The sequence below is a fragment of the Ignavibacteriota bacterium genome (assembly GCA_019637995.1).
In the GTDB taxonomy this organism is placed as follows: domain Bacteria; phylum Bacteroidota; class Ignavibacteria; order Kapaibacteriales; family UBA2268; genus JANJTB01.
In genome coordinates, this window is sequence record JAHBUQ010000001.1 from 87,241 (window position 1) to 112,453 (window position 25,213).

The following is a 25,213-nucleotide window of genomic DNA, read 5'->3' on the forward strand; positions in this document are numbered from 1 at the left end:
ATATGAGAATATTTTTTAATAAATATTATAAATATTTGACAGTTGTTTCAAGCTGGATATTTTTATTGTTTTTGCCTGTTAATTTAGAAGCAGACACAACTAAAACCAAATGTTTCGGTATTGACCGTGGTATTGAAGATTGGAGAAAAAAAGATACGATTGAAACTTCGGTTTTGATGCCAATTGATGGTGAGGATTTTATTAAGGCTTATCCAAATCCTTCAGTATCACTTGTTTTCTTTGAGATTAAGAGAGACTTGGCAGACTATACAGCAACGATTGAAGACATCAGAGGATTTACGATAAATCGGTTTGATAACGAAAAATTGATTGATGAGATATTATCGTGGGATTTAAGAAATGATGCTGGTGAGAAAGTTGCACCCGGAGCATATTTCCTGAAGATAAAATCGCAAAAAGGAATACTTATTAAAAAATTTATTATAGAATAATGACAGATATAATATTAGCAGTATTTTTGATAACCGCAACATTTTTTTTCATGGAGTTTGTTGCTTGGTTTACACATAAATATGTGATGCATGGATTTTTGTGGTCTTTGCATCGCGACCATCATGTTCAGCCAAAAGGATTTTTCCAGCGGAATGATACTTTTTTCCTGATTTTTGCAATCCCAAGTTGGCTATTTATTATGTTTGGCATGATGAACGGTTTCGATTTTAGAATTTGGATAGGCTTAGGCATTATGCTGTATGGAATAGCTTATTTTCTATTTCATGAAGTATTGATACACCAAAGGATGAAAAAATTAAGAAAAATTTTATTTAGAAATCTTGATAATTCGTATTTAAAGTCAGTCATCAAAGCGCATCATGCTCATCATAAATATCTTGACAAGAATCCGGGTGAATCTTATGGTATGCTGATAATTGGTAAGAAATACAAAATTAATAAAAGCTAAAAAAATTATTTAGTAACAATTTTAAGACCTATAATACCACAAACAATCATCAGGAGGAAAAAAATTCTCCAGAATTCTGCAGATTCTTTAAATAGAATTATGCCTAATACTGCAGTACCGACTGCACCGATACCTGTCCAGACTGCATAAGCAGTTCCTACAGGCAGATGCTTAACTGCAATACCAAGACCCAGCATAGAAATAATCAGCAAAATAACTGTAATAATTGTCCATTTCAGGTTTGTAAATCCTTCCGAAAGCTTCATGCTCACAGCCCAGCCCACTTCAAAGAGCCCTGCAACAGATAGAATTATCCAATATATAAGTTTTTCATTCATATTATCATAATAGAATTACCACCACCACTCGCGTTTGGATTGGCGTGTCATAAGGTCATGGATAGCTTCCATTGGTTTAACATTTTCAAATAATATACGGTAAACCTGTTCTGAAATCGGCATTTCGACATTATGCTTTTTGCCGAGCTCTATAGCAGCTTTTGTTGTATATACGCCCTCAGCAACCATTTTCATTTGGGATGTTATATCTTCTAATGTTAAGCCTGAGCCTAATAATTCACCTACTTTTCTATTACGACTGTGACGACTGTTGCAAGTAACAAAAAGATCTCCTAAGCCGGAAAGACCTGAAAAAGTAATTGCTTTTGCCCCCATAGCAACTCCGAGTCGGGATATCTCAGCTAAACCTCTTGTAATCAATGCCGCTTTTGTATTATCGCCTAAACCAAGTCCGTCAATTATGCCTGCAGCAATGGCAATTACATTCTTTAGTGAGCCACCAAGTTCGCAACCTGTAACATCATCAGAGGCATAAACGCGGAAATATTCATTTGAGAATACCTGCTGAATTTCATGAGCAAAAATTATATTTTCTGAAGCACCAACGATTGTAGTAGGAGTTTTGCGGGATACTTCCTCAGCATGACTTGGACCTGTAAGCACTGCAAAGTGGCTTGAATCAATATCGCCACTTTTCTGAAAAATTTCGGATATTCTGCACAAAGTTTCAACTTCAACCCCTTTGCTACCATTGATTATGAATTTGTTTTTCATAGGCAGATTGTAATTCAGGATTGTTGATTTTATAAATTGTGTTGGAATAGTATTGACTAGCCATTCACAATCGGCAAGAAGTGCAGTATTGCTTGTAACAGAGATTGAATTATCAATTTCTACTCCGGGAAGATAGTCGGGATTTTTTCTGGTTTGATTAATAATACTAACAAGATTTTCATCATGCGACCAGAGAGTAACTTCATAGCCATTGCTTGATAAAACAAGAGCCAGCGAAGTACCCCAACCGCCGGCTCCTAATACACCTATATTTAGATTTTCTATTGTCAATTTTCTTCTTTGGGTTTATTCTTCAGTTTAATTAACTGTAACTTTGAAAATTTATTTTCATTGCCTTGTAAAAGTCTTTTAATATTTGCTCTGTGAGTATAAATCACAAGTACCATCAATCCAAGTGCAAAGTATATCAGGACACTATACCCGGGTATATCAGCACCGAAAATGTTGTATCTGACTATCATTGATGACGGAATTGAAAAAGCCGCCATAATTGAGCCAAGTGAAATATATCCTGAGAAAATTACTGTCAGTGCAAAAAGCGAGAAGGCAATCAATACATCATAAGGGGCAAGACCAATAAGCATACCGGCGGCTGTATTTACACCTTTACCTCCCTTAAATCCTGCAAAAACAGACCATATATGTCCAACTACTGCTGACACACCGGCAAGAAGTTTGAGAAGTGTGATATGCTCGAACATTGTAGCATTCGGAAAAATTAAACCTTCACCAATATAACCGGCAACAAGAACTACAGCAAGATAACCTTTTAGTATATCTGTAATCTGAACAAATAAACCCCACTTCCAGCCCAAAATCCTAAAAGCATTAGTACTACCCATATTGCCGCTTCCTTTTGTGCGGATATCAAATCCGAAAAAGCGCTTGCTTACTATAATAGCTGTGGGTATGCTACCAACGAAATAACTTAATACAGCTATTAATGCTATTTTTAAAACTACTTCCATAAATCACTATGCTAAAAAAATTGCAAAAACACAAAATTTTAAAATAATCGAATTATTTTAAAAAAACAAACATATTGTTAATAAAGAGTGAATTTTTGCTAAATTATTTTAAAAAATCTTTAAAATGGTGCATTGATATACCTGCAGCAACTGCCACATTTAATGATTCAGCATCTCCAAATCCAACAATTTTAAATTTCTTAGTTAGAATTTCATTTACATCATCTGAAATTCCCTTAGCTTCACTGCCGAAAACCACTCCGAACTTTTTCTTAACTTTGGTTTTTTCAATTGTGTCATCAGTATTAAGTGTCGCTCCTAAAATATCAAATCCTTTGTAGTGTTCATTTATATAACCTGCTAAGTCCGGTGCATAATGAATTGCTGTTTTGAAAATTGCACCCATAGTCGAGCGTACAGTTTTCGGATTATAGCAGTCTGCGCAATCTCTGCCGATTAATATCTGGTCGAACCCAAACCAATTCGCTGTTCGGATAATAGTTCCAACATTGCCCGGGTCTGCAACGCCATCAAGTGCTATGAATGGCTTGCTGTAGTCAGGCTCAATAGTCTGAATATTAACAACTGCCAGAATGCTCTGAGGGGATTTTGTGTCGGTAAGCTGGTCAAAAAGATGTTTTTGAGCAGCATAAACCGGAACTCCTTTTTCAGAATAGTACTCTGCTATTTCGAGAACATCCTGCGTAGGGGAATCTCTAAGTACAACAAGTTCGGTCGTAAAACCGCTTTTGGTGAGCTCCGAAACTAATCGCTCACCTTCCGCAACGAATAATCCGTTTTGGTCGCGAAACGGTTTTTGGTGAAGAGAACGTATCAGTTTCTTCAGCTTCTGGGATACCTGCATTGTGTATAACATCAATTAACTTATTTATTTTTTGAAAAATACTAAAATACAAAATATAAAAATACGATATATTTACAAAAAACAATTATTTTTACATAAGTTTTTATACCAAATTTGTAAAATATGCTAATTTCTGAGATTTTAAAGAAGAAAAGAGACGGTTTTGAGTTAACTCGAGACGAAATAAAATTTTTTGTCGAAGGGCTGAATAATTCAAATGTCTCCGATTTGCAAGCGGCTGCATTTTTAATGGCATCATGTATTTGCGGTCTTAGTCCGGCTGAAATTTCCCAGCTGACTTTCAGTATGAGAGATTCAGGCAAAAAGTTCGATTTCACATCAATTCCTTACAAAAAAGTTGACAAACACTCAACCGGTGGGGTGGGCGATAAAATATCATTATTGATAACACCGCTTTGTATGGCGTTTGATGTTGCTGTACCTATGATTTCAGGAAGAGGACTTGGTCATACCGGCGGGACAGTTGATAAACTGGAATCAATCACCGGATTTAGAATACGACTTGATACTGAGGATTATGCTAAGCTTTTACATGAAAATGGAGTTTTTATGGCTTGCCAGACAGATGATATTGCTCCTGCTGATAAAAAGCTCTATCACATCCGCGATGTTACCGGCACTGTCGAATCGGTCGGGCTAATCACCGCATCAATACTAAGCAAAAAATTGGTCGAAGATTTGGATGCACTTGTTATTGATATGAAAGTCGGTAATGGTGCTTTTATGAAATCACTCGAGCAGTCTCGTGAGCTTGCAAGCTCAATGATTGATGTCGCTCGTCAAAGCGGACTTGCTATGACTGTGATTTTTTCATCTATGGAGCAGCCACTTGGAAATAAAATCGGAAATTGGCTCGAAATTGAAGAAACTATGGATTCGCTCAAAGGGAATTGCCCTGACGATATTAAAGAATTAACTCTCTCATTGACAGCTTCTATGCTTGTAAATGCAGATATTTTTAAAAGCAAAGCTCAGGCAATCATTGAACTTGAGAAAGTATTGAATTCCGGTATTGCTTTTAATAATTTTGTGAAGATGATTGAATCACAAGGTGGTGACTTAGAATCAAGTAAAAGAAAGTATGAAAATTATCCAAATCAATCAATTTTTGCCGATAAGTCGGGATATATTCAGCAGATTGATACATTATATGTAGGTATTGCCGGTATTATGCTCGGCGGTGGAAGACGTGACATAAATGACCGCATTGATTACGGTGCAGGTATAATATTAAATAAAAAAATCGGTGATAGGGTAGAAGCGGGAGAGGAGATTGCCCTTATCCAATCCAAAGATACTACTTCTTTTTGTCAAGCTTCAGATTATCTGAAGAACTGCCTGATTATTGGTGATTCGAAGCCTGAAATACCTAAACTTATACTTGATGAGTGGACGGCATGACCCTTGAAATTGCAGACATTCTTATAATCGTAATTTATTTTGCAATAGTTCTTTATGTCGGATTTGTAGTTGCAGGAAAAAAGGAACGGAAAAGTGAATCTAAGGAAGAATATTTATTAGCCGGCAGAAAACTGACTCTGCCGCTTTTTGTCGCTTCACTTGTTGCAACATGGTATGGAAGTATATTAGGTATCGGTGAATTTGTATATACTTCGGGATTTGTGGCTTGGGTTTGTTTCGGCTTGCCTTATTATATCGCTGCAGGAATTTTTGCGTATTTCTTAGCCGGAAAAATCAGGAGTTCAAACGTTACTTCAATTCCCGAGCAGATTAGAATGAAGTATGGAAAATATGCCGGAATAGCTGCATCAGTTATTGTTCTTGTTATTACAATACCTGCGGCTTATATACTTATGCTTGGAGTAATAATTCAGCTTTTTTCGGGCTGGAGCTTATGGTTCTCAATAATTATTGGTGCTGTTTTATCGCTGATATACCTCTTTACAGGCGGCTTTAGGGCTGATGTTTATACCAACACAGCACAGTTTGTTTTAATGTATTTAGGCTTTGCTTTGCTGCTTGTTTTTGCATTGATCAATTATGGCTCAATTGGAGATATGCTGACTTTACTTCCGGAAAACCACAAAACTTTCAAAGGTGATTACAATTGGCAGTTTCTCATTGCATGGTTTATTATTGCTTTTCAGACATTTGTTGACCCGAGCTTCCATCAGCGTTGTTCTGCAGCAACTTCACCCAAAACAGCCAGAAATGGTATATTCGTTTCAATAGCATTCTGGGCAGTTTTTGATTTCCTGACCTTGACAACAGGTTTATTTGCTAAAGCATATTTGAATATTGAAAATCCCCTGATGTCATTCCCTTTGCTTGGAGAGGCAGTATTGCCGGCTTTTTTCAAAGGATTGTTTGTTGTTTCGCTTCTTGCTACCGTGATGTCAACTCTTGATAGTTATGCATTTTTAAGTGCACTGACTATTGGAAATGACATTCTGTCAAATTTTAAGAAATTCAGTAAATTTTCTACTCAATCTCTTACTAAAGCAGGGCTTATAATCACAGGAATTGTAGGAGTGATTATTGCTATAGCTATGCCATCAGCAGTGGAAATTATCTATAAAACTGCATCTGTAGCTGTTCCGGGGTTGATTTTTCCTCTTACATTGAGTATGAATTCCAAATTTGAAATTAAACCCAAAAGTGCCTTATTGATTATGATTTCATCAAGTTTAATTTCTTTATCCTGGACATTTCTGAAAGCCTATGAAATTAATTTCTTCAAAGATATTGAACCTATGTTTCCGGGCATTATTTTTGCATTTATTTTAACTTTGTTTTTCATAAAAAAGGTTGCACATAATGAATCTTTCAAATTCAATTAGTTTGTTGAGGATAATTTTGACATTCCCGGTAGCATATTTTATCTATGCAGGTGAAATCAATATTGCTATAATAATTGGTGTGATTGCAGGTTTGACTGATTTTCTTGATGGATTTTTCGCAAGGAAATTAAATCAGATAACTGACCTTGGAAAAATATTAGATCCTGTTGCAGATAAAGTATTTGTTGGTGTAATTGCTCTTGTGATGATATTGACCGAAGCTATGCCTGTTTGGTTTTTTCTGGCAGTAATTCTGAGAGATTTGTTGATATTAGCAGGAGGCTTATATCTTAAGAAAAAATACGAGGTGGTTCCTACATCGAATTTTGAGGGAAAAGTAACTTTTTTTCTTATTGTGATTACGATGCTTGGAGTGGTTCTTGAGTTTAACTATGCAATTTTTTACGGCTTCTATCTCTGCACAGCAGCCCTGATATATTCATTTGGAACATACATTCAGCGGATGATGGAGATAATTAAGGAAAACCGATTATCTAGAAATTAATTAATAAAAAAAATTATCTATATTTTGAGATTTACTAAACGAAAGGTTATTTCTTATTTGTAAAATAATTTTTGTTTTTTCAAAGAATATTTGTATTTTAGATAATTATTAATCACAAATTGTAAAAAGATTTGTTATGATCATACATTCAATATACCCTAAGCTGATGGTTGCAATTGTAGCTTTCCTTTTTATTATTCAATTCAGTTCTAATGCTTCCGAAAATGTACAAAGACATTACCAAGAAAATCCATTATTGTCAAATTGGGTCCCACATATAAGTCAAGATATTCATGGAAACATGTGGTTTTCAGGTGGATGGGGTGCTTGTTACTTTGATGGTTATAATTGGAATTATATTGACAGTACAAATTCAGGAATTCCAAATGATGTAGTCAGAGCATCTTGTAAAGACGGAAATGGTAATGTCTGGATAAGTTTAATGATGAATGGTCTTATAAAATTCAATAAAAATGGATATGAAAATTTAAAAGAAAAATTTCCTGATATTATTGGTAAGAACGTAGTTCGCTTGGAATATAATAATAATACTAATAGTGTCTATCTTATAAGTGAGAAGGGTTCTTATAAGTTTGATGGTGAAAACTGGATTGAACTTTACGAGTATGGTATATCACTAAACTATATTATTGACGAAGAAGGCATTGTATGGTGGAATGAACAAAATATCATTTGCCATTCTGACAATGGAAATGTTTTTTGTGACTTTAATAATTCTTACAAAGGAAAACAAAGTAGGTATTACAATTTTGCTATAGATAAAATTGGCAATAAATATCTTTCAACGGAACATGGTATAATGAAGTATGATGGTAAGGAATGGAAAAAGATAGAAGCAGATTTTATAGAGGACTACGAAAAGCATGAAATATTTGCCCCTCAAATAATCTGTGATAAAGAAAATAATCTTTGGGCTCTTAATTCTCGCGGAAAAGTTGTAAAGTTCTTAGATGGGAGATGGCACTTTAAGGGGCACGCTTATTATGGAAATGAAAGCAGGAAAGCTGAATACATTTTTTTTGATAAGAAAGGGCATCTATGGGTTGGTACAGGTATGCATGGAGTTTTTGAAATAATTGACAGTAGTATAGTTGCATCTGTTTATAATGAAAATCGAAAATTAAATTCAAATTTCGATATTTACCCCAACCCCGCTACAGATTTCATCACAATTTCTATCCCTGAAATCAACCATAGGGTTAACCCTATGGTTGATAAAGTGCAAATATTCGATATGCTTGGATTAGAGGTTTTATCTGTAGGGATAGGGCTTGACCTGTCCACACAGAAAATTGACGTATCTCATCTTCCCGCGGGAGTGTATATCATCCGTATTGGCAATATTGTGGAGAAATTTGTGAAGATGTGAGATAGTTAAATGTTGAATGTTCTTGAGTTGAAAGTTAAAAAGAGTTAGTTGTGCCACACTTGCGAAGTGTCGGACAACTAAGTTTATTTAATAAATGGAGTAACATATGTATAAAATGTTATTAATTACGATACTTCTGATGTTTCCAAGTATTTGTAATTCAACAGGATGGAAATATATAACCAGACCTTCGCAGAATAATAGTATAAACAAATTAATAAATAAATTGGAATGTTTCAGTCCTGATTACTGCATAGCATATATTGGCAATGGAAATACTTATGTGTCTTCCGATCAAGGATTGAAATGGGATTCTGTTTATAAATTTAATAAACTGCCGGACACATGGTTCATAGTTTCTAAGGACACGCAATACTATGTATATTACGAAGATTGTAATTGTGGTAAACCAATTTATAAAAAGAAAATTGAAATGGTTTATGATAATTTCAAGGATGTACGAACTGTTTTGGAAAGAGATACTGCTCATAGTGAGGTTATACTATTTTTACCGTATATGCTGAATAGTAAAAAAGGATTAATGTTATCTTATGAATTTAAAAATGATTTTTCGTTTGATTTTGACAATATCAACTATTATTTGTTAAAGACAGAAGATGGTTGGCATACAACAAGTAGGATTGACCCGCCAAAAAGTTTTACAAGGCCTGGCAGAGCTTATTATACATTTTCTAATGGAGATATATTGTTTTATCAAAGTGGACAATACAAATATATTAATAACTCCGACACAGTCACACGTGGAAGAATAGCTTCACGTTATAATTTTGAAAAAGACCAATGGACACTTTTATATGAATTTCCAAAAATTGTAAATGAAGACACTACATATTATGAGTTAGGACCAGGTTTAATACAAATGGTAAACGACAGTGTTGGATTTGGTTACAGGGCACGACAAGCCGCTGCAACGATTGATAGTTCTATGTACTTTTATGACGTATTTTACCGTACAAGAGATGGTGGAAAATCTTGGCAAAAAACTATGGATACACTCAGACTTTCAGCAAAGGATGATTTGCAGAGTTTCTCGTTTTATGACGAGAAAAACGGCTTGCTTGTGGGTCGTAACGGCAAGGTATTGATGACAAATGATGGCGGTGATACATGGTATTTAGAAGACCCAAAAGCATTTTCTAAATCTCATTTAATAGCAGTGATGGATGTGGACTGGGCAGGTCAATTTCCAATTATAGGTACCCGGCTTGATGGCGATATATATCGCTATGAGGGCAATTTTTTCAAATTTGACTTTAAAGCACCTGACTTATTTTACCCTAAATCAGAAAGTGTTGGAAATTCATATAATATACTTTTCCGGTGGGAGAAATTGCGTGATGCAACAAGCTATAAGTTTGAATTATCAAAAGATTCTGAATTCAGTAATATTTTAAGAGTTACTGATGGAAACCAGATGAATTCGAATTATAATGGATTAGAACCATTTACAGAATACTGGTGGCGAGTCAGTTCAACGAATGGTCAGGAATCAAAAACCTCAGCCCCTGCAAAATTCCGAACCCAGATGCCACTGCCCCAATTAACTTCTCCAATATGTGGTAAAAAAGAGGAGGAATTAAAACTGAACCTTACCTGGAATACAGTCAAGGGAGCAGAATATTACAGAATACGAGTAACAAAAGATGGCACACTCAGCACATTTGACTATGAATACGAAGGCATAACAACGACTGAAATTGAAATAGAAGAACTTGATGATCTTACACTCTATTATTGGCAGGTACAGCCCTACCGCACTGATGAAGTTGGCAGATGGTCGGATGTATGCTACTTCACAACCAAGCTCGGCACTTCAGTTATAGATGGAAATAATATAATTTTCAGGATAAAGCCCAATCCCGCAAGTGATTATATTACAATTTCTATCCCTGAAATCAACCATAGGGTTAACCCTATGGTTGATAAAGTGCAAATATTTGATATGCTTGGAATTGAGGTAGCGCAGACGCCCTCGTCTGTGAATAATATGAAAAATACTCAGACGGGAGCGTCTGAGCTACTAAGAATTGACGTATCGCATCTGCCCGCAGGCGTGTATATCATCCGTATTGGCAATATTGTAGAGAAATTTGTGAAGATGTGAAATAGTTAAATGTTGAATGTTCTTGAGTTGTAAGTTAAAAAGAGTTAGTTGTGCCACACTTGCGAAGTGTGGCACAGCTGCCTCTTCGCCGGGATAGAGCTTGAGCTACCCACATAACGCATACATAAATTAATTAAAAAAGCCCTTGAATAATAATAATTTCAAGGGCTTTTGAATTAAAAATCAGATTAGAATTATAACTTTGGACCTGCTGCAACAAGACTTAGTCCATGTTCGGTATCAGTAAAATTTTCGAAATTTTTGATGAACTTAGCTGCCAGTTTGCTTGCTTGAGCATCCCATTCTGTTGGATTTTCCCATAAATTTCTTGGGTTAAGTATTCTGCTTTCAACATCGTGAAGAGACTTAGGTATCATTAGTCCAAATATCGGCAATTCTTCAAATTCAGCATTTTCGATTGAGCCGTCAAGAATAGCATCAATTATGGCGCGTGTTGATGGAATATCAATTCTTCTTCCAACGCCTGCAGGACCACCAATCCAACCTGTATTTACAAGATAAGCTCTTGAATTACACATTTCCATTTTCCGTGTCAGCTCGCGTGCATAAATTGTCGGGTGAAGCATTAGAAATGCATTGCCAAAGCAAGATGAGAATGAAGGAGTTGGTTCTGTCACACCACGCTCAGTACCGGCGAGCTTAGCAGTATACCCACTTAAGAAGTGATATTCAGTTTGTTCTTTAGTCAATCTCGAAACAGGAGGCAAAACACCGAAAGCATCGGCAGTAAGGAATATTACTTTATCAGGATGACCGCCTTTAGAGACAGGTTTTACGATATTATCAATGTGATTTAATGGATATGAAACTCTTGTGTTTTCGGTTTTTGCAGAGCTTGAAAAATCAATCACGCCAGTTTCTTTATCGAAAACAACATTTTCGAGGAGAGCATCACGCTTAATAGCACCGTAAATATCCGGTTCTTTTTCAGGGTCAAGGTTGATACATTTAGCATAACAACCACCCTCAAAATTAAATACACCGTTATCATCCCAACCGTGCTCATCATCGCCGATTAACATTCTGTGAGGGTCAGTAGAAAGAGTAGTCTTCCCTGTACCTGATAATCCAAAGAATACAGCAGTATCGCCACTTTTGCCCATATTAGCTGAACAGTGCATTGATGCTATTCCTTTGAGAGGCAGGTAATAGTTCATAATTGAGAAAATACCTTTCTTCATTTCGCCACCATACCATGTACCACCGATTACAGCCATTCTTTCGTGCAAATTGAATGCTACGAAAACTTCACTGTTTAAACCTTGTTCATTCCAGTTAGGATTGACAGTTTTAGATGCATTCATAACTATAAAATCAGGTGTAAAGTTTTCAAGTTCTTCATCACTTGGACGGATAAACATATTTTTTACAAAATGCGCCTGCCATGCAACTTCCATGATGAATCTGACACTAAGTCTTGTTTCTGGGTTAGCACCTGCAAATCCGTCAACAACATATAGTTTTTTCCCGGATAGCTGATTTACGGATAGCTCTTTTAAGCTGCTCCATACTTCAGTTGAGATTGGTTTATTGTCAGAACTTTTCTTCCCTGGTTGGGGATTTGCCCACCAAACCGTATTTTCGGTTGTTTCATCTCTGACAATATATTTATCTTTAGGAGACCTTCCGGTAAATATTCCGGTATCAACTGCAACTGCACCAAGATTTGTTATATATCCTCTCTCGTATCCTTCGAGCGACTGATTTGTCTCGTGCTTGTAAATTTCATCATAAGACGGATTGTAATAGATTTCAGCAACATCGTTAATTCCGTACTTGCTCAAATCTAATTTTGCAATGTTTGAATTGCTCATATTTAAAATGCCCTCAATATTATTATATATAAATTTAATTTGAATTTTGCATTATATAGAATTACAAAAATAAGTAATTTAAACTTAATATTATCAATAATTTAAATTTTTTTATTTTTAGACCGATCTCTTATTTAAGGATTCTATCAGATGAATCAAATGTTCCGAATACTGATTTTTTTTCAAGAATGGGTAACTCTTTTTAGCAGTTCCGAAAAAGAAATCTATCTCATTCTCAGCAAGAGAATAAATGCCATTTCTCTTAAAAAGTTCATCCATATCTTTAACTCTATTTTCAGGTAAGCCATTATTTTCATAAAAATCATCAAGAAGTTTCTTATCCTCAGTTGACTCAGCCCGCTGTAGAGCAGTAATAATTAAGTAAGTCTTCTTACCTTCTATAATATCCTTACCGATTTTCTTTCCGAAATCTTGTTGGTCAGCTGTCATATCAAGTAAATCATCCTGAATTTGAAACGCTAAACCGGCATTTCTTGCAATATGCTTTAGAGCTTCAATTTCTTCTTTTGAACCAAGACCGATATGCCCTCCAATTACGGCTGATGTTTCAATGAGTCTTGCAGTTTTCTTGTCAATCATCTGCAAATAGTCCATCATGGTAACATCTTTTTTTTCATTGAACATCATATCAATTACTTGACCTTCACAAACTTCTATCAGTTCATTGGTAAATACTTCACGAATTTTATCCGCTCTTTCGTGCATTCTTGTATCCGGCAACAATTTAAACGCATACCCGACCATCACATCTCCAAGAAGTATAGCCGTAGCAGAATCCCATTTTTCATGAACAGTCCGGCGTCCTCGCCTGATGGGTGAATTATCCATAATATCATCATGAACAAGAGTAAAATTATGCAATACCTCAAGCGCAATTGCTGAATCCAAAGCTGATTTAGGGTCACCGCCAACAGAACCGGCAGCAAGAAGTGTAAGCACAGGTCTGAGTCGCTTTCCGCCTGCAGTCATTATATACTCGAATGGCTCATACAGCCTTGAAGGTTCGATTTTTGGAACGACTTCTCTAATTCGATTTTCTACTAATTTTAAAAGTTCTGAATAAGTTTCTAAGAAATTCATTTTTATTAATTTTAAGGTTTGACATAATATTTACCGGGCAATTGCCTTATAATTCCTCTAAACTCAAGCTCCAGCAATCGTACTAATCCCTCTGAAATTTCAATTCCTGTTTCGTCGAAAATTTTGTCTATATGCACCGGTTCATAGCTAATTGTATTGTAAATTTTTTCTTCATTTGGATGATTAAATGTTAGCTCTCTTTGGAATGAGCCCTTTTTAACCAAATCGAGTCTGGAAAGCCCCAAATCTTCAAGAATTTGTGATGGTGATGATGCAAGGGATGCTGTATTCGTGCGTATCAGCATATTTGTTCCTTCGCTTTTCTCTGAGGTAATATTCCCAGGAACTGCAAAGACTTCACGTGATTCATTAGCAGCTAATCTTGCAGTAATTAGAGAACCACCTTTAATCCCACTTTCCACAACAAGTACAGCTCTTGAAATACCTGAAATAATTCTGTTCCTTTGGGGAAAGGAGCCAAGATTTGCAAGATATCCGCAACGATATTCACTAATCAATGTTCCGCCGCCATCTACAATTCTTTCAGCATTTTTTCTTGCTATACTAGGAGAAATTGTGTCCAGCCCTGATGCTAACACCGCATAGGTAGTGCCCTGAGCTCTTAATGTGGCGTTATGAGAGAAAGTATCAATTCCGTGAGCCAAACCACTGACGACAATGATATCATTCGCAGCAAAATACTCAGCAAATCTCTCTGCAGCAAGTTTTCCATAAACTGTTGAATTTCTGGTTCCAACTATTGCTATACAAATTGAATCAGGTTTTTGGAGTGTTCCCCTCACGTATAAAATTGTCGGAGGATAATTTATTTCCTTAAGCAAATCCGGATAACTGCTATCCCAATAAGTTATTATATTGATATTGTTTTTTTCACAATTTCCTACACAATCTTGAGCTTGATTAGTATAGGTTGATGATATATTGAACAAATCTCCCTGCAATTTTAATATTTTGACAGAATAATCCGAATTAATAAATGCTTCATAAGAGTCAAACTTATCCACAATGTCTTTAATGCGGACAGATGTAACACCTTTCATTAATGTAAGTGCAACTATATCGTGTAAACTCCATTTTTTTGGAAGCATCTTCTACGTCTTTATTCGATGTAACAATAATTTATAAAAATAACGATTTTTTTTCATATAAGCAAATAAATGTTTAATAATTTAACAATATTATCATAATAATTAATATTTAAATAAATTATTTTGGTTAATAAAACTTATATTCGCATTACAAGATGCTTTTCATTTTATTGATTAGATTTTAACAATAAATTGAGAGCCAATTATTTTATAGCAAAAATAAATACTTGATAGTTATATCTTTAGTTTGATTCAGATTCCAGTATTTTCAGAATATCATGAGAACTATTGAGGGTTAGCAACTTCTCAGTCATTTGTACAGCTTCTTCAAAATTTATTTTTAGAATTCGATTTTTCAACTCAAGTAGCATTGAGGATGGCACGCTGAGTTCTGTTATACCAAGCCCCATCAACAACCTTGTAGCTCCTGAGTGTCCTGCTAATTCACCACAAATACCTACAACTATTCCGGCTTTAGTAGCATTCTCAATTGTGATTTTTATCATTTTCAGCACTGACGGATGGAATGAGTCGTATATGTCGGTAACGAGGTCATTTGTCCTGTCAGCTGCGAGTGTATATTGAGTCAGATCATTAGTTCCAATTGAAAAGAAGTCACATTCTACAGCTAAAATATCCGATGTTAAAACCGCAGACGGAGTTTCTATCATTATTCCTACAGGTATTTTACTATCGTACTTTATTCCAGATTTATCAAGTTCCAGCATACAATCTGCTATTAACGATTTTGATGTCAGTAACTCTGATAAATCAGATATCATAGGTATCATAATTCTGACATTTTTATTAACAGAAGCTCTTAGAATTGCTTTAATCTGAGACTTGAAAATATCTCTGCTGTAAAGCAAAAATCTGACTCCTCTTAGACCAAGTGAAGGATTATTTTCTACAAGAGGGATACCGGCTGAATATTTATCACTTCCGATGTCAAAGCATCTTATGGTCACAATATTCGGATACATTCTTTCTGCTAATTCATTATACCATGAATACTGTGAATCTTCATCAGGAATTTTTCCGGAATTGGAAAGCAAAGACTCAGTTCTTACCAAACCTACTCCTTCTGCACCGGCAATCAGTGCATTTTTGACATCTTCCAGTCTGTCAATATTAGACAAAAGATGAATTCTTCTTTTATCAGAAGTCTCAGTCTTAACTTTAACAAGCTTGCCTAAGATTGTTTTGTGCTCTTCAATTTCGCTGATTCTTTGCTCATATCTTCGTGAGAGCAGATTGTCGGGATTATAAATTATGAGTCCGGTAAAGCCGTCAATTATCAAATCTAAACCATCGGTAAGAACTTTAGTAGCGTCTTTGACTCCGATGATTGCAGGCATTTCAAAAGACCTAGCTAAAATTGAAACGTGCGAAGCAATCCCACCCATTTCAGTAATTATTCCAATAACTCCTACTTCTTTGTACTTCACAAGATCTGTAGGCGAGATATTCTGAGCAACTAATATTTTCCCCGAAGCAAGATGATATTCAGGATTTTCGTGACGTAAAGTTGATATAAATCTACGCTTGACATTTTCGAGATCATTAACCCGCTCACGTAGCAAATCATCTTTGGAATTACGCAAAAAACTTCCCTGGTAATCGTACTCATTAATTACAGCGCTTTCTGTATCTAAGCCTGTTTTGATTCTTTCACGAATATTTTCATTGATAAATTCATCATTAATCAGGTATAGATAAGTTTCAATGATTGTTTGTGCAGATTGAGGCAGAGTTTTAGAATGGCTTATGACCTCATCAAATTCTGTGTTAAGGTGCTTAAGTGCTTTTGCAAATCTTTCAATTTCTGACTGGATTTTATCGGCTTCAATAAAAGTATTACCTGAAATATATGGCTCCGGCTCTATAATAAATGATTTACCTATAGCTATACCGACAGCTGAAGGTATCCCTTTAAGGAAACCTTGCGTATTAATTCCCGAGCCGGTAGAATAATACTGTTTGTTCGATATTGTTGTTTCGGATAGCACTATATCGGCTCTCCAAAACCACTTTCAAAATATTCTCTTAAAGAATTGATTGCATCTTCGGCGTCATCTCCATCGGCTCTGAGTTGCAATGAACATCCTTGTTCTGCAGCAAGAGTCATTACACCAATGATACTTTTGGCGTTGATTTCAAATCCATCTCTGGATAAAAATATTTCCGATTTAAATTTTGAGCACATTTTGACTAAACCCGCTGCAGGTCTTGTATGTAATCCTGCTCTGTTTTTAATTGTTACTTCAGTTTCTAATAAAGGCATTGTTATTTATTTATACTTTAATATTGATTTTACCGTTTTCGACTTTAATTGTAGTTTCTACTGCACCAATCTTAGCAGCGGTGAAATTTAAGGTTCCTTTCACATTCCTTTGATTCAATTCATCAACATTCAAAAAACCGCTTATAACTCTGTACGTATTTCCTTCTTTGCCTGCATCATATGCAAAAATACAGCGATTATCATCCCGAGTTAAATCTATCTCCTTTTTATCAATCCACTTTGAGTCAATTGTAATTGAAAATGAGTGGGTTTTACCGCTTTCATTCATAAAACATGAGATTTGATAATTTGGGTTATCTCCGGCAGGAATAAAATTTACCTCCTTGCTCTTGAACTCTAAGTTCTGGTCACCGGTTATAGTTAACTCTACTTTATACTCTGAAGTTGGATTGCTGCTTGAATCACTGCCACAAGACAGCAAAAAAATTGATAAAATCAATATTGTCGAAAATAATATTTTATTCATGATTAACCTTTTTAAAATTACAAAATTTAACATTTGTAAATTTAACTATTTTTTACCATTTTATCAAAATAATTTTATTTTTGATTAAATATTTGTTAATATTGGTTGAAATTATTTTTGAAAAATACTAATGAATTAGCTGAATTTAAATTAATTTTTGAAAAGTACTACAATTATTTCAAATAAAAAATGTCTGAATGATTAGAAATATAAATTTTTTCTGTAACCTTTTGTTTGTTAAATCAGTCTATATATATGTTAACAAAAATATTTTTTCGGAGGACAAGAAATGGAAATTAGAATTAATTCAGACTCACCCAAGTCTTTAGATTATCATATTAAGTCGGTGATTGAAGGAAATAGAATATTTGAGAATGTTTTTCAATCTGTTACAAGGATGATTTTGGATTATCCGGACGGAATGAAAAAAATAACAGTAAACGGCAGACCTACATACGACTTTCAGCTCTTCCGCAAGCCCGGAAAGCATATTATAGGAATGTACGATGAAATCAACAGCTTTGTTTCATTTGTTAAAGATGCGGCTGAAGGTGGCTCTTCAGCTGAGATGGCTTTTGTTCTGATTGGCGAGCCGGGAAACGGCAAAACATATTTTGTTGACTATCTAAATAAGTGCTATCGCGAATTTATCTCTGAGCCTGAGAATAACAGATATACATTTAAATTGAATAATCTCGAAAAATTAGGTGGTTACGGAAAAATCCATACAATTGAATCTCAAACTTTCGAAGATCCGATGGTCTTGGCAATGAATTTATTTGAAAACCGCGACAAAAATATTGAATACTTTGAGCTGATGGGTGCAACCGATGAGCAAATAATGAAATATTTCAAGAATTACCGCCCTCTGGGTGCCTGCTCTGACTATATTTTTAATCAAATTCGAGATTATTGCGACGGCGATATCGCCAAAATGAAAGAGTTTATAGAGATTGTCAGAATCCCTATAAGTGAAACACGTGGAACTCTGACCGGCAAATATGCAGCTAAGGATAAAATCACGTCATCAGCAGTTGATTTATTAGGTGATGAATCTATTACCAGATTACTCCACATATCGGATACAAATAACCCTTATCGTTTTGACCTGCGTCGTGGTGCACTAGCCAGAGTTGCAGGTGGGGGAGTGCATTTTGCAGATGAAATTTTCAAGAATAAACGAGACCTGGTGCAGGTATATCTTGGAGTTATCCAGAACAGGACAATTGAAATTGAAGGCTTCAAATGGCCACTTGATACACTAATTGTGGCAACAAGTAATAATGCTGAATTCCAGCGTTTTCTTGAAGAAAAGGAACAAGCACCTATTGTTGACCGCTGTCGCCTGACATATATGGCACACAACACAAATTATCAACTTCAAAAAGAGCTTTCAAGACTTGCAATCGGAAGTCAGGAAAAAACTACATTTTCAGGTGAGAAACTAAATATTGACCCGAATTTGAATTATGCTCTTTCGGTTGCTTTTGTTCTTTCGAGAATGCCAAATAACGACAAACTTACTCCTGTCGAAATGATGAAACTCGCCGCCGGTGAGGTTGCAGGAGAGAAAAGTGTAAAAACTCTTGCCGAAGTTATTGACCAGCTCAATAGAGAAACCGACATCACCAAGCGTTTCGGTCAGAAAGGCTTAGGTCACCGTAATCTTGGCAGGGCAGTGCAGATACTACTTGAACGTTCCGAAACTCAGGAAGGTAAATGTATGTATGCTGGCGATATTTTTCATGCTATCGAAAGTGTAATTCTGGATTATGTGCAGGAACCGAATGACAGAGCAAAATACTTAAATGATTTGAAAATTGCTAAATCTCTCCATCGTGAAAATGTCATGACATCTATTTTCAACGCTTATATGGATGAACCTGATGCCATTCAAAAAGATGTACTGAATTATGTTAATATGGTCATCGGCTATGATGCTAAAAATGTTGGTCCTAATAAATTATGGACGTACAAAGACCCACAAACAGGAAAGCTTGTTTCAATAAAGATAGACGAGAATTTCATTGATAGTGTTGAGTCGAGATTAGGACTTAAATCTAAAGAGCAGAAACAGAGCTACAGGACTACTATTGCTAAGATTTACGGACAGAAAATGATTCAGGAGCCAAATTATGACTTTATGGATAATAATGATTTGGTCAAGGCTGTTACCGATGTACGGCTTAAATCTGATATTGCAGGTGCCGGAAGTCTGATAGGTGCATTATCAAACAGAACTAACGAAGACAACCAAAAGCTTTACAACAGAATGATTCGCACTATGATTGACAAACTAGGCTACGATATGACAAGTGCTGAAAAAACTATAGAATATTTCTGCACTCAGGAGGATAATTCCTAATCAAATAAGGAAATAATCATGAGTGAAAATTATATAAATAACGATGAATACCGCAATCTTGAGAAGCCGGGAAGGCATTATGTTGTTGATGTGCCAAAATCAATATTGAAACCTTCTAACGCTTTTATGGATGCAATAGGATTTCAGAATAATCCAAAGCCGACCTTACAAGTTATGTTGCAAACGATTGAAGACCTAATTAGTCGTGACGACCAACGCGAAAAGGACGGTTTTCCACGCAGAATAAGACTTGGTAGAATTGTAAAACCCAACAAAAACAATCAGAAAGTTGTTGTTGTTCCTACTACGACTGAACCTAAGTTTTATCACGATGATTCTGTAACAAGTGATGAGCAAGAAACAGGTGGTACCGGGGACGGTCAGGAGGGTGAAGTAATCGGTGAAGCACCTGCCGAATCACAGCAGGGCGAAGGCGAAGGTCAGGGAGCTGGTCAGGGTGGAGATGGAGAAGGACATGATGTAGTTGCCGATGCTTTTGATTTAGGAAGAATTCTTACTCAGAAATTCCAGCTTCCAAACTTGAAAGTCAAAGGTAAGAAACGCTCATTTACTAAATATAAATATGACCTTACTGATCGTAACCGAAGAACAGGTCAGCTTCTTGATAAAAAAGCAACATTACGTAAAATTATTCAAACTAATATTTTACTTGGCAATTTGGATGAAGACGGCTTGATTGACCCTGAAAAAATGGTATTAAATCCTCAGGATGAAATTTATCGCATTCTTTCTGCCGAGAAAGATTTTGAGACACAGGCAGTGGTATTTTTCCTGAGAGATTATTCAGGTTCGATGCAAGGTAAACCGACTGAATCAGTTACATCACAACATTTGCTGATATATAGCTGGCTTATGTATCAATATAACGAAAATGTTGAAACAAGGTTCATTCTTCATGACCAAACAGCTAAAGAAGTTAAAGATTTTCATACATATCATAATTCATCTGTAGCAGGTGGTACTAACGTATTTCCGGCATTTGAACTTGTCAATAAAATCATCGAAGAAGAAAGTTTGTACATAGATAACAATATCTATGTATTCTATGGTACTGATGGTGATGACTGGGACTCTGACGGTAAGAGAGCCTTAGAAGAAACTGAAAAAATATTGGTTCACGCAAATAGAATGGGTATCACTGTTGCCCGAAATACCTGGACAACAGGCACTACTACTGTTGAGAGATACTTCGAGCAATCCGGACTTTTGAAAAATAAACCTGACTTAATCCGGATAGATGCATTTTCAGCTAATGATGCTGATGAAGCCAGACTTATTGAAGGTATTAAAAAACTTGTCGAACAAAAAGCCTGAGCATTAAAATGAAAATTATAGATCAACATACCAAAAAAATAATGGAGGATTGCAAGGTCAGGGCTCGTGATGCAGGACTTTGTTTTGACAATGAATCCCTTGAATATATTGTTACGAATCAGGATTTGATTGAGCTTTCGCCGAAAGGTATGATTCCTACACTTTATGATTATTGGGTTAACGATGTCGAAACTCTCAAAGGGAAAGGACAGTATAAACTATATCCTCATAATCCTTATGAAACAGTAATCAATTCCCGACCGGCAATTTCATATTACAATGATAATAATCCGGATTGGCTAAATATCATGATTTTTTATCATGTTATCGGGCATATTGATTTCTTTCAGAATAATATACTATTCGAGCATACTTGGAGTGATGACTTCGTCGGAAAAGCTCTTGCCGATAAACGTCATATAGCTCAACTCCGCAGTCAGCATGGCAGATGGGTGGATTATATAATTGAATTCTCACGCTCTATAGATAATTTAACAGGATATTTTACTGAATTATCAATCAGGAATTTTCCTCAGAATATGGAACCTACTGATAAATTAAGATATTATTTCGATGAATTTTTACCTAAGGAAACTTTGGCAAATATTGGTAAAATTTATTCCGAAATAGAGAGATATAATATTTTGCTTGAATCAAATGATATGGTTGCAGAATCTATGTTTTTCTCTGATATCAAAAGCAAACATCCTGAATTTGAGTCGAAATTCCAGAAGTATAAAGATATTCGAAAAGAGCGAAGCATAGATATTATGGACTTTATACGTGATAATTCACCATTTTTGAAACGTGATGAAAATCAGTGGATGAAAGCTGTAATCAATATTGTGCGTGATACTTCGCTGTATTTTGCTCCGCAAATACGCACTAAGACTATTAATGAAGGTTGGGCAAGCTATTGGCATGATGAGCTTTTCAGAAAAGACGATAGAATAAAGGGGCATGAATCAGAATATTCAGTAATTAATGCTAAAGTTACATCAATATCAAGAGTAGGATATAATCCTTATGCAATTGGTTTGCGGCTGGTACAATACATTGAAAGCCTTGCTGATGCCGGAAAAATTTCAAGGGAATATCAATTGATTTTAAACTCTGAACGACGTGATGAATTTAACAAAATTTCCGGAAAAGGGAAGGAAGCATTATTTAATCTCAGAAGTCAATTCTCGGATTTTATGCTTATTAATACTTATGTTGACCAGGATTTTGTTGATTTACATAAGCTGTTTGTGGTTGGTGAGAGACTCAATCAGCAGCGCGGAACCGTCGAATATTACGTAAAAAGCAAGAAAGCAGAAGATTACAAAAGAATGCTGATTGATAATATGTATCATCCGCCTTTTATCACAATTGATACCGAAAAATCAAATGATAAGAAATTATTTTTAAAGCATCACTTCGAAGGTAAGCAACTTTATAAACCATACATTAACGACACACTACTTGGAATTGAATACCTTTGGTTTGGAAATATAGCTCAAGGCGAAGTGATATTGGAAACAACTGATATAATTAAACGCAAAGGCTCCGAAGATTCTGTTAGCTTCGAATACAAGCCGATTCATTACATAATTTCAAATAAAAAAGTATCAAAAAGATATTTATAGATAAAGATATGGAAACTTTTTTAGAAATACAATCCAAAGCGAAAAGACTTGAAGTTCTGATAAATCTCGGTAACAATATTAGAGAGAAAGAACGTAGAACACCTGTTCCCTTTAATGATTTTCTCTATCTTGCTGCTATAAAGCCGAGACTGGTATTTCGTGATATATTTCAACTATTTCACGATATGGTTCATCATTATGTACCGGAAGGGCAGGATGAATTCAAGAGGGATTCCGAGCATGCCGGTTTCTATAAGTATGATACAGCCGAACTTTTGCAAAGAAACTGCGATGATCCTTTCTTTGCAGACCGACTCTTTGCAAACCGATTTATGAATATGACCAAGGACTTTCGAAAAGGAACTCAGAATAACCGAATTTATATTTTTGAAGGACCACCGGGTAGCGGAAAAAGTACTTTTTTGAACAATCTTCTTTACAAATTCGAAGAATATACTAAAATTCCAGAAGGAATATCTTATAAGACATATTGGCGTATTGATATAGAAAAGTTGGGCGGATTTCAATCGCGTGAAATGCAGAAATATAAATTAGCCGAAGAAGAACAAAAAAAACATAAGGATGCTGCTCATCCAAGCGTGTTGAATTTCCCTGATAAGCATCTTGAATTTTCGTGTCCTAATCACGATCACCCGATTCTTCAGATACCAAAATACTATCGGAAAAATTTTCTTGATGAATTAATCACAGATGAAGAGTTCAAGCAGCAGCTTTTCAATGATAAAGAGTACGAGTGGGTTCTGAAAGATAACCCTTGCGCCATTTGCAGCTCTATTCAGAAAACTCTGCACGACAGACTTGGGGACCCATTGGAAGTGTTCAGCATGATTAATGCACGGAGCAATTATTTCAACCGGCAGTTAGGCGAAGGTGTTAGTGTTTTTAATCCCGGCGACCCTACCACTGACAGACCAATTTCGAAGCCGGCTTTGCAGTATATGATAAATGATTTGCTGAGAAATGATGAAATAAACTATGCATTCTCATATCTTGCCAAAACTAATAATGGTATTCTTGCTCTGATGGATATAAAAGAATCCAATATTGACAGGCTGAAAGCATATCACGGTATAATTAGCGACGGTGTACATAAAGTCGAGTTAACAGAAGAATATATCCGCACTTTTTTTATCGGACTTGTTAATCCTGAAGATAAAATCCATTATGAGAAAGTAAAATCATTTCAAGATAGAATTATTAGTGTCAAAATTCCTTATGTGCTTGATTATAATACAGAAGTCGCTATTTATAAGAATAAATTCAGTGAAAAAATTATTGATGCATTTCTACCGGGCGTTTTAGAAAATTTTGCTAAAATTATAATTGTATCAAGGCTTGAGAATGAATCGCCGGCTCTCAGAAAATGGATTAATAAACCTGAAAAGTATAGTAAATATCTTGATAAAAATTTACTATTACTTAAGATGGAAGTTTTCATCGGAACTATTCCTGACTGGATAAGTGAAGAAGATATAAAGCGATTTGACAAAGTAACAAGGAAAGAAATTCTTGCAAGTACCGAAAATGAAGGTCAGAAAGGAATATCCGGAAGAAAATCACTCAGCGTATTTAATGATTTCTATTCAAAGTGTTTACTTAATAATAGAATCATAACTATGGATGATGTGCGAGAATATTTCACCAACAAGAAAGATGAACTTCAGGCAGATATTCCTCAGGATTTGATTGATAAACTTGTTGACTTGTATGATTACGAAGTTGTGCAGAAAGTTAAGGAATCAGTCTATTATTATAATGAAAGTCATATATCAAATGATATTCAAAATTATCTTTTTGCTGTTAATTTTGAAGTTGGTGATACTAAACGAAGCCCTGCAACAGGCGAGGTGATTAAAATTGACGAAGAATTTCTCCAAAACTTCGAGATGCGTATGCTTGGAGCTACTTCAACTCCTTTAGCAAGAAAAGAATTCCGCAAGGATACTCAATCCGAGTATGTTTCATTTACTCTTACTCAGGAAATTAATGTTCAGGGTAAGAATATAATTGAAACTAAACTTTACAAGAATTTGTTCGAAAGATATACACGAAATCTCAAAGAAAATGCTCTTGCTCCATATCTTGATAATACTAATTTCCGCAGAGCTATTTTGGATTATGATACGCAGGCATTCAATACATACGATGAAAGACTTAAGCGTGATGTTATTATGCTAATCAATAATCTGATAAATAAATTTTCATACAAAACCGCTCATGCTGCACAACAAGTGTGCATATATGTTCTTGATAAAGGTATTGCCAAGAAGTATTAGAAAATTATAAGCGAAGTGAAGATTGAAGGGGCTGTATCATTAGGTTTAAATCAGGGAATCAGCTACTTTGTCATTCCCGCT

The 25,213-nt window shown here is 35.4% G+C and carries 21 protein-coding genes; 11 read left to right on the forward strand and 10 right to left on the reverse strand.

Annotated features, from left to right (window positions below):
* Nucleotides 1–2 precede the first annotated feature (2 nt).
* Nucleotides 3–452: a T9SS type A sorting domain-containing protein gene (locus KF896_00290; protein ID MBX3042132.1), complete on the forward strand. Its 450-nt coding sequence runs from the start codon at nucleotides 3–5 to the stop codon at nucleotides 450–452.
* Nucleotides 453–502: 50 nt separating this feature from the next.
* A complete protein-coding gene (locus KF896_00295; GenBank protein MBX3042133.1) occupies nucleotides 503–922 on the forward strand; it encodes a carotene hydroxylase in 420 nt (139 codons plus the stop codon).
* Nucleotides 923–927: 5 nt separating this feature from the next.
* Here the strand turns inward: KF896_00295 and KF896_00300 are convergent, their stop codons facing one another.
* From KF896_00300 to KF896_00315, 4 genes are all read right to left on the reverse strand, one after another.
* Complete coding sequence (locus tag KF896_00300) at nucleotides 928–1,245, reverse strand: multidrug efflux SMR transporter (GenBank protein MBX3042134.1); 318 nt, start codon at nucleotides 1,243–1,245, stop codon at nucleotides 928–930.
* Nucleotides 1,246–1,275: 30 nt separating this feature from the next.
* Nucleotides 1,276–2,280, reverse strand: a complete 1,005-nt coding sequence (locus KF896_00305) for an NAD(P)-dependent glycerol-3-phosphate dehydrogenase (protein ID MBX3042135.1) — start codon at nucleotides 2,278–2,280, stop codon at nucleotides 1,276–1,278.
* Nucleotides 2,281–2,282: 2 nt separating this feature from the next.
* Nucleotides 2,283–2,984: a glycerol-3-phosphate 1-O-acyltransferase PlsY gene (plsY, locus tag KF896_00310; protein MBX3042136.1), complete on the reverse strand. Its 702-nt coding sequence runs from the start codon at nucleotides 2,982–2,984 to the stop codon at nucleotides 2,283–2,285.
* Nucleotides 2,985–3,087: 103 nt separating this feature from the next.
* On the reverse strand, nucleotides 3,088–3,861 hold the full coding sequence (locus KF896_00315) for an RNA methyltransferase (protein MBX3042137.1): 774 nt from the start codon (nucleotides 3,859–3,861) through the stop codon (nucleotides 3,088–3,090).
* A 111-nt stretch (nucleotides 3,862–3,972) separates the two neighbouring features.
* On the opposite strand from KF896_00315, the gene KF896_00320 reads away from it, so the two are divergent.
* From KF896_00320 to KF896_00340, 5 genes are all read left to right on the forward strand, one after another.
* Entirely contained in the window at nucleotides 3,973–5,271 is a 1,299-nt protein-coding gene (locus KF896_00320; GenBank protein ID MBX3042138.1) for a thymidine phosphorylase, read from the forward strand.
* On the forward strand, nucleotides 5,268–6,671 hold the full coding sequence (locus tag KF896_00325; GenBank protein MBX3042139.1) for a sodium:solute symporter family protein: 1,404 nt from the start codon (nucleotides 5,268–5,270) through the stop codon (nucleotides 6,669–6,671). Before KF896_00320 ends, KF896_00325 begins: the two co-directional genes overlap by 4 nt.
* Nucleotides 6,649–7,176 (forward strand): CDP-alcohol phosphatidyltransferase family protein, encoded by a 528-nt coding sequence (locus tag KF896_00330; protein ID MBX3042140.1) that lies wholly within the window; start codon nucleotides 6,649–6,651, stop codon nucleotides 7,174–7,176. The genes KF896_00325 and KF896_00330 overlap by 23 nt, the downstream gene beginning before the upstream one ends.
* Nucleotides 7,177–7,312: 136 nt before the next feature.
* Complete coding sequence (locus KF896_00335) at nucleotides 7,313–8,566, forward strand: T9SS type A sorting domain-containing protein (protein ID MBX3042141.1); 1,254 nt, start codon at nucleotides 7,313–7,315, stop codon at nucleotides 8,564–8,566.
* A 106-nt stretch (nucleotides 8,567–8,672) separates the two neighbouring features.
* Nucleotides 8,673–10,691 (forward strand): T9SS type A sorting domain-containing protein, encoded by a 2,019-nt coding sequence (locus KF896_00340; GenBank protein ID MBX3042142.1) that lies wholly within the window; start codon nucleotides 8,673–8,675, stop codon nucleotides 10,689–10,691.
* A 194-nt stretch (nucleotides 10,692–10,885) separates the two neighbouring features.
* Here the strand turns inward: KF896_00340 and pckA are convergent, their stop codons facing one another.
* The 6 genes from pckA to KF896_00370 all read right to left on the reverse strand — a co-directional run bounded on the left by pckA (nucleotide 10,886) and on the right by KF896_00370 (nucleotide 17,507).
* Entirely contained in the window at nucleotides 10,886–12,526 is a 1,641-nt protein-coding gene (gene pckA / locus KF896_00345; protein ID MBX3042143.1) for a phosphoenolpyruvate carboxykinase (ATP), read from the reverse strand.
* Between the two features lie 117 nt (nucleotides 12,527–12,643).
* Nucleotides 12,644–13,627, reverse strand: coding sequence for a polyprenyl synthetase family protein (locus tag KF896_00350; protein MBX3042144.1), 984 nt, complete (start codon nucleotides 13,625–13,627; stop codon nucleotides 12,644–12,646).
* Between the two features lie 11 nt (nucleotides 13,628–13,638).
* Complete coding sequence (dprA, locus tag KF896_00355) at nucleotides 13,639–14,736, reverse strand: DNA-processing protein DprA (GenBank protein ID MBX3042145.1); 1,098 nt, start codon at nucleotides 14,734–14,736, stop codon at nucleotides 13,639–13,641.
* Nucleotides 14,737–14,978: 242 nt separating this feature from the next.
* Nucleotides 14,979–16,745 (reverse strand): phosphoenolpyruvate--protein phosphotransferase, encoded by a 1,767-nt coding sequence (gene ptsP, locus KF896_00360; GenBank protein MBX3042146.1) that lies wholly within the window; start codon nucleotides 16,743–16,745, stop codon nucleotides 14,979–14,981.
* Nucleotides 16,745–17,020: an HPr family phosphocarrier protein gene (locus KF896_00365; GenBank protein MBX3042147.1), complete on the reverse strand. Its 276-nt coding sequence runs from the start codon at nucleotides 17,018–17,020 to the stop codon at nucleotides 16,745–16,747. Before KF896_00365 ends, ptsP begins: the two co-directional genes overlap by 1 nt.
* A gap of 10 nt (nucleotides 17,021–17,030) precedes the next feature.
* Nucleotides 17,031–17,507 (reverse strand): hypothetical protein, encoded by a 477-nt coding sequence (locus KF896_00370; GenBank protein MBX3042148.1) that lies wholly within the window; start codon nucleotides 17,505–17,507, stop codon nucleotides 17,031–17,033.
* Between the two features lie 289 nt (nucleotides 17,508–17,796).
* On the opposite strand from KF896_00370, the gene KF896_00375 reads away from it, so the two are divergent.
* The 4 genes from KF896_00375 (at nucleotide 17,797) to KF896_00390 (ending at nucleotide 25,132) form a co-directional block, all read left to right on the forward strand.
* Nucleotides 17,797–19,872, forward strand: coding sequence for a serine protein kinase PrkA (locus KF896_00375; protein MBX3042149.1), 2,076 nt, complete (start codon nucleotides 17,797–17,799; stop codon nucleotides 19,870–19,872).
* Nucleotides 19,873–19,998: 126 nt separating this feature from the next.
* Nucleotides 19,999–21,207 carry a DUF444 family protein gene (locus KF896_00380; protein ID MBX3042150.1) on the forward strand — a complete coding sequence of 403 codons (1,209 nt, stop codon included), beginning with the start codon at nucleotides 19,999–20,001 and terminating at the stop codon, nucleotides 21,205–21,207.
* 8 nt (nucleotides 21,208–21,215) lie between these two features.
* The gene (locus KF896_00385) at nucleotides 21,216–22,835 is read left to right on the forward strand and encodes a SpoVR family protein (protein MBX3042151.1); all 1,620 of its coding nucleotides are present in this window, start codon (nucleotides 21,216–21,218) and stop codon (nucleotides 22,833–22,835) included.
* A gap of 8 nt (nucleotides 22,836–22,843) precedes the next feature.
* On the forward strand, nucleotides 22,844–25,132 hold the full coding sequence (locus KF896_00390) for a serine protein kinase PrkA (GenBank protein ID MBX3042152.1): 2,289 nt from the start codon (nucleotides 22,844–22,846) through the stop codon (nucleotides 25,130–25,132).
* Nucleotides 25,133–25,213 lie beyond the last annotated feature (81 nt).

What these genes read in the sequence shown, in the direction of transcription:
- KF896_00340 (MBX3042142.1), top strand. Translation starts at nt 8,673, where the DNA reads ATGTATAAAATGTTATTAATTACGATACTTCTGATGTTTCCAAGTATT.
- dprA (MBX3042145.1), bottom strand. Translation starts at nt 14,736, where the DNA reads ATGCTTCCAAAAAAATGGAGTTTACACGATATAGTTGCACTTACATTA.
- KF896_00335 (MBX3042141.1), top strand. Translation starts at nt 7,313, where the DNA reads ATGATCATACATTCAATATACCCTAAGCTGATGGTTGCAATTGTAGCT.
- KF896_00315 (MBX3042137.1), bottom strand. Translation starts at nt 3,861, where the DNA reads ATGTTATACACAATGCAGGTATCCCAGAAGCTGAAGAAACTGATACGT.
- KF896_00385 (MBX3042151.1), top strand. Translation starts at nt 21,216, where the DNA reads ATGAAAATTATAGATCAACATACCAAAAAAATAATGGAGGATTGCAAG.
- KF896_00375 (MBX3042149.1), top strand. Translation starts at nt 17,797, where the DNA reads ATGGAAATTAGAATTAATTCAGACTCACCCAAGTCTTTAGATTATCAT.
- KF896_00370 (MBX3042148.1), bottom strand. Translation starts at nt 17,507, where the DNA reads ATGAATAAAATATTATTTTCGACAATATTGATTTTATCAATTTTTTTG.
- pckA (MBX3042143.1), bottom strand. Translation starts at nt 12,526, where the DNA reads ATGAGCAATTCAAACATTGCAAAATTAGATTTGAGCAAGTACGGAATT.
- plsY (MBX3042136.1), bottom strand. Translation starts at nt 2,984, where the DNA reads ATGGAAGTAGTTTTAAAAATAGCATTAATAGCTGTATTAAGTTATTTC.
- KF896_00325 (MBX3042139.1), top strand. Translation starts at nt 5,268, where the DNA reads ATGACCCTTGAAATTGCAGACATTCTTATAATCGTAATTTATTTTGCA.
- KF896_00380 (MBX3042150.1), top strand. Translation starts at nt 19,999, where the DNA reads ATGGATGCAATAGGATTTCAGAATAATCCAAAGCCGACCTTACAAGTT.
- KF896_00295 (MBX3042133.1), top strand. Translation starts at nt 503, where the DNA reads ATGGAGTTTGTTGCTTGGTTTACACATAAATATGTGATGCATGGATTT.
- KF896_00365 (MBX3042147.1), bottom strand. Translation starts at nt 17,020, where the DNA reads ATGCCTTTATTAGAAACTGAAGTAACAATTAAAAACAGAGCAGGATTA.
- KF896_00350 (MBX3042144.1), bottom strand. Translation starts at nt 13,627, where the DNA reads ATGAATTTCTTAGAAACTTATTCAGAACTTTTAAAATTAGTAGAAAAT.
- KF896_00330 (MBX3042140.1), top strand. Translation starts at nt 6,649, where the DNA reads ATGAATCTTTCAAATTCAATTAGTTTGTTGAGGATAATTTTGACATTC.
- KF896_00320 (MBX3042138.1), top strand. Translation starts at nt 3,973, where the DNA reads ATGCTAATTTCTGAGATTTTAAAGAAGAAAAGAGACGGTTTTGAGTTA.
- KF896_00290 (MBX3042132.1), top strand. Translation starts at nt 3, where the DNA reads ATGAGAATATTTTTTAATAAATATTATAAATATTTGACAGTTGTTTCA.
- KF896_00390 (MBX3042152.1), top strand. Translation starts at nt 22,844, where the DNA reads ATGGAAACTTTTTTAGAAATACAATCCAAAGCGAAAAGACTTGAAGTT.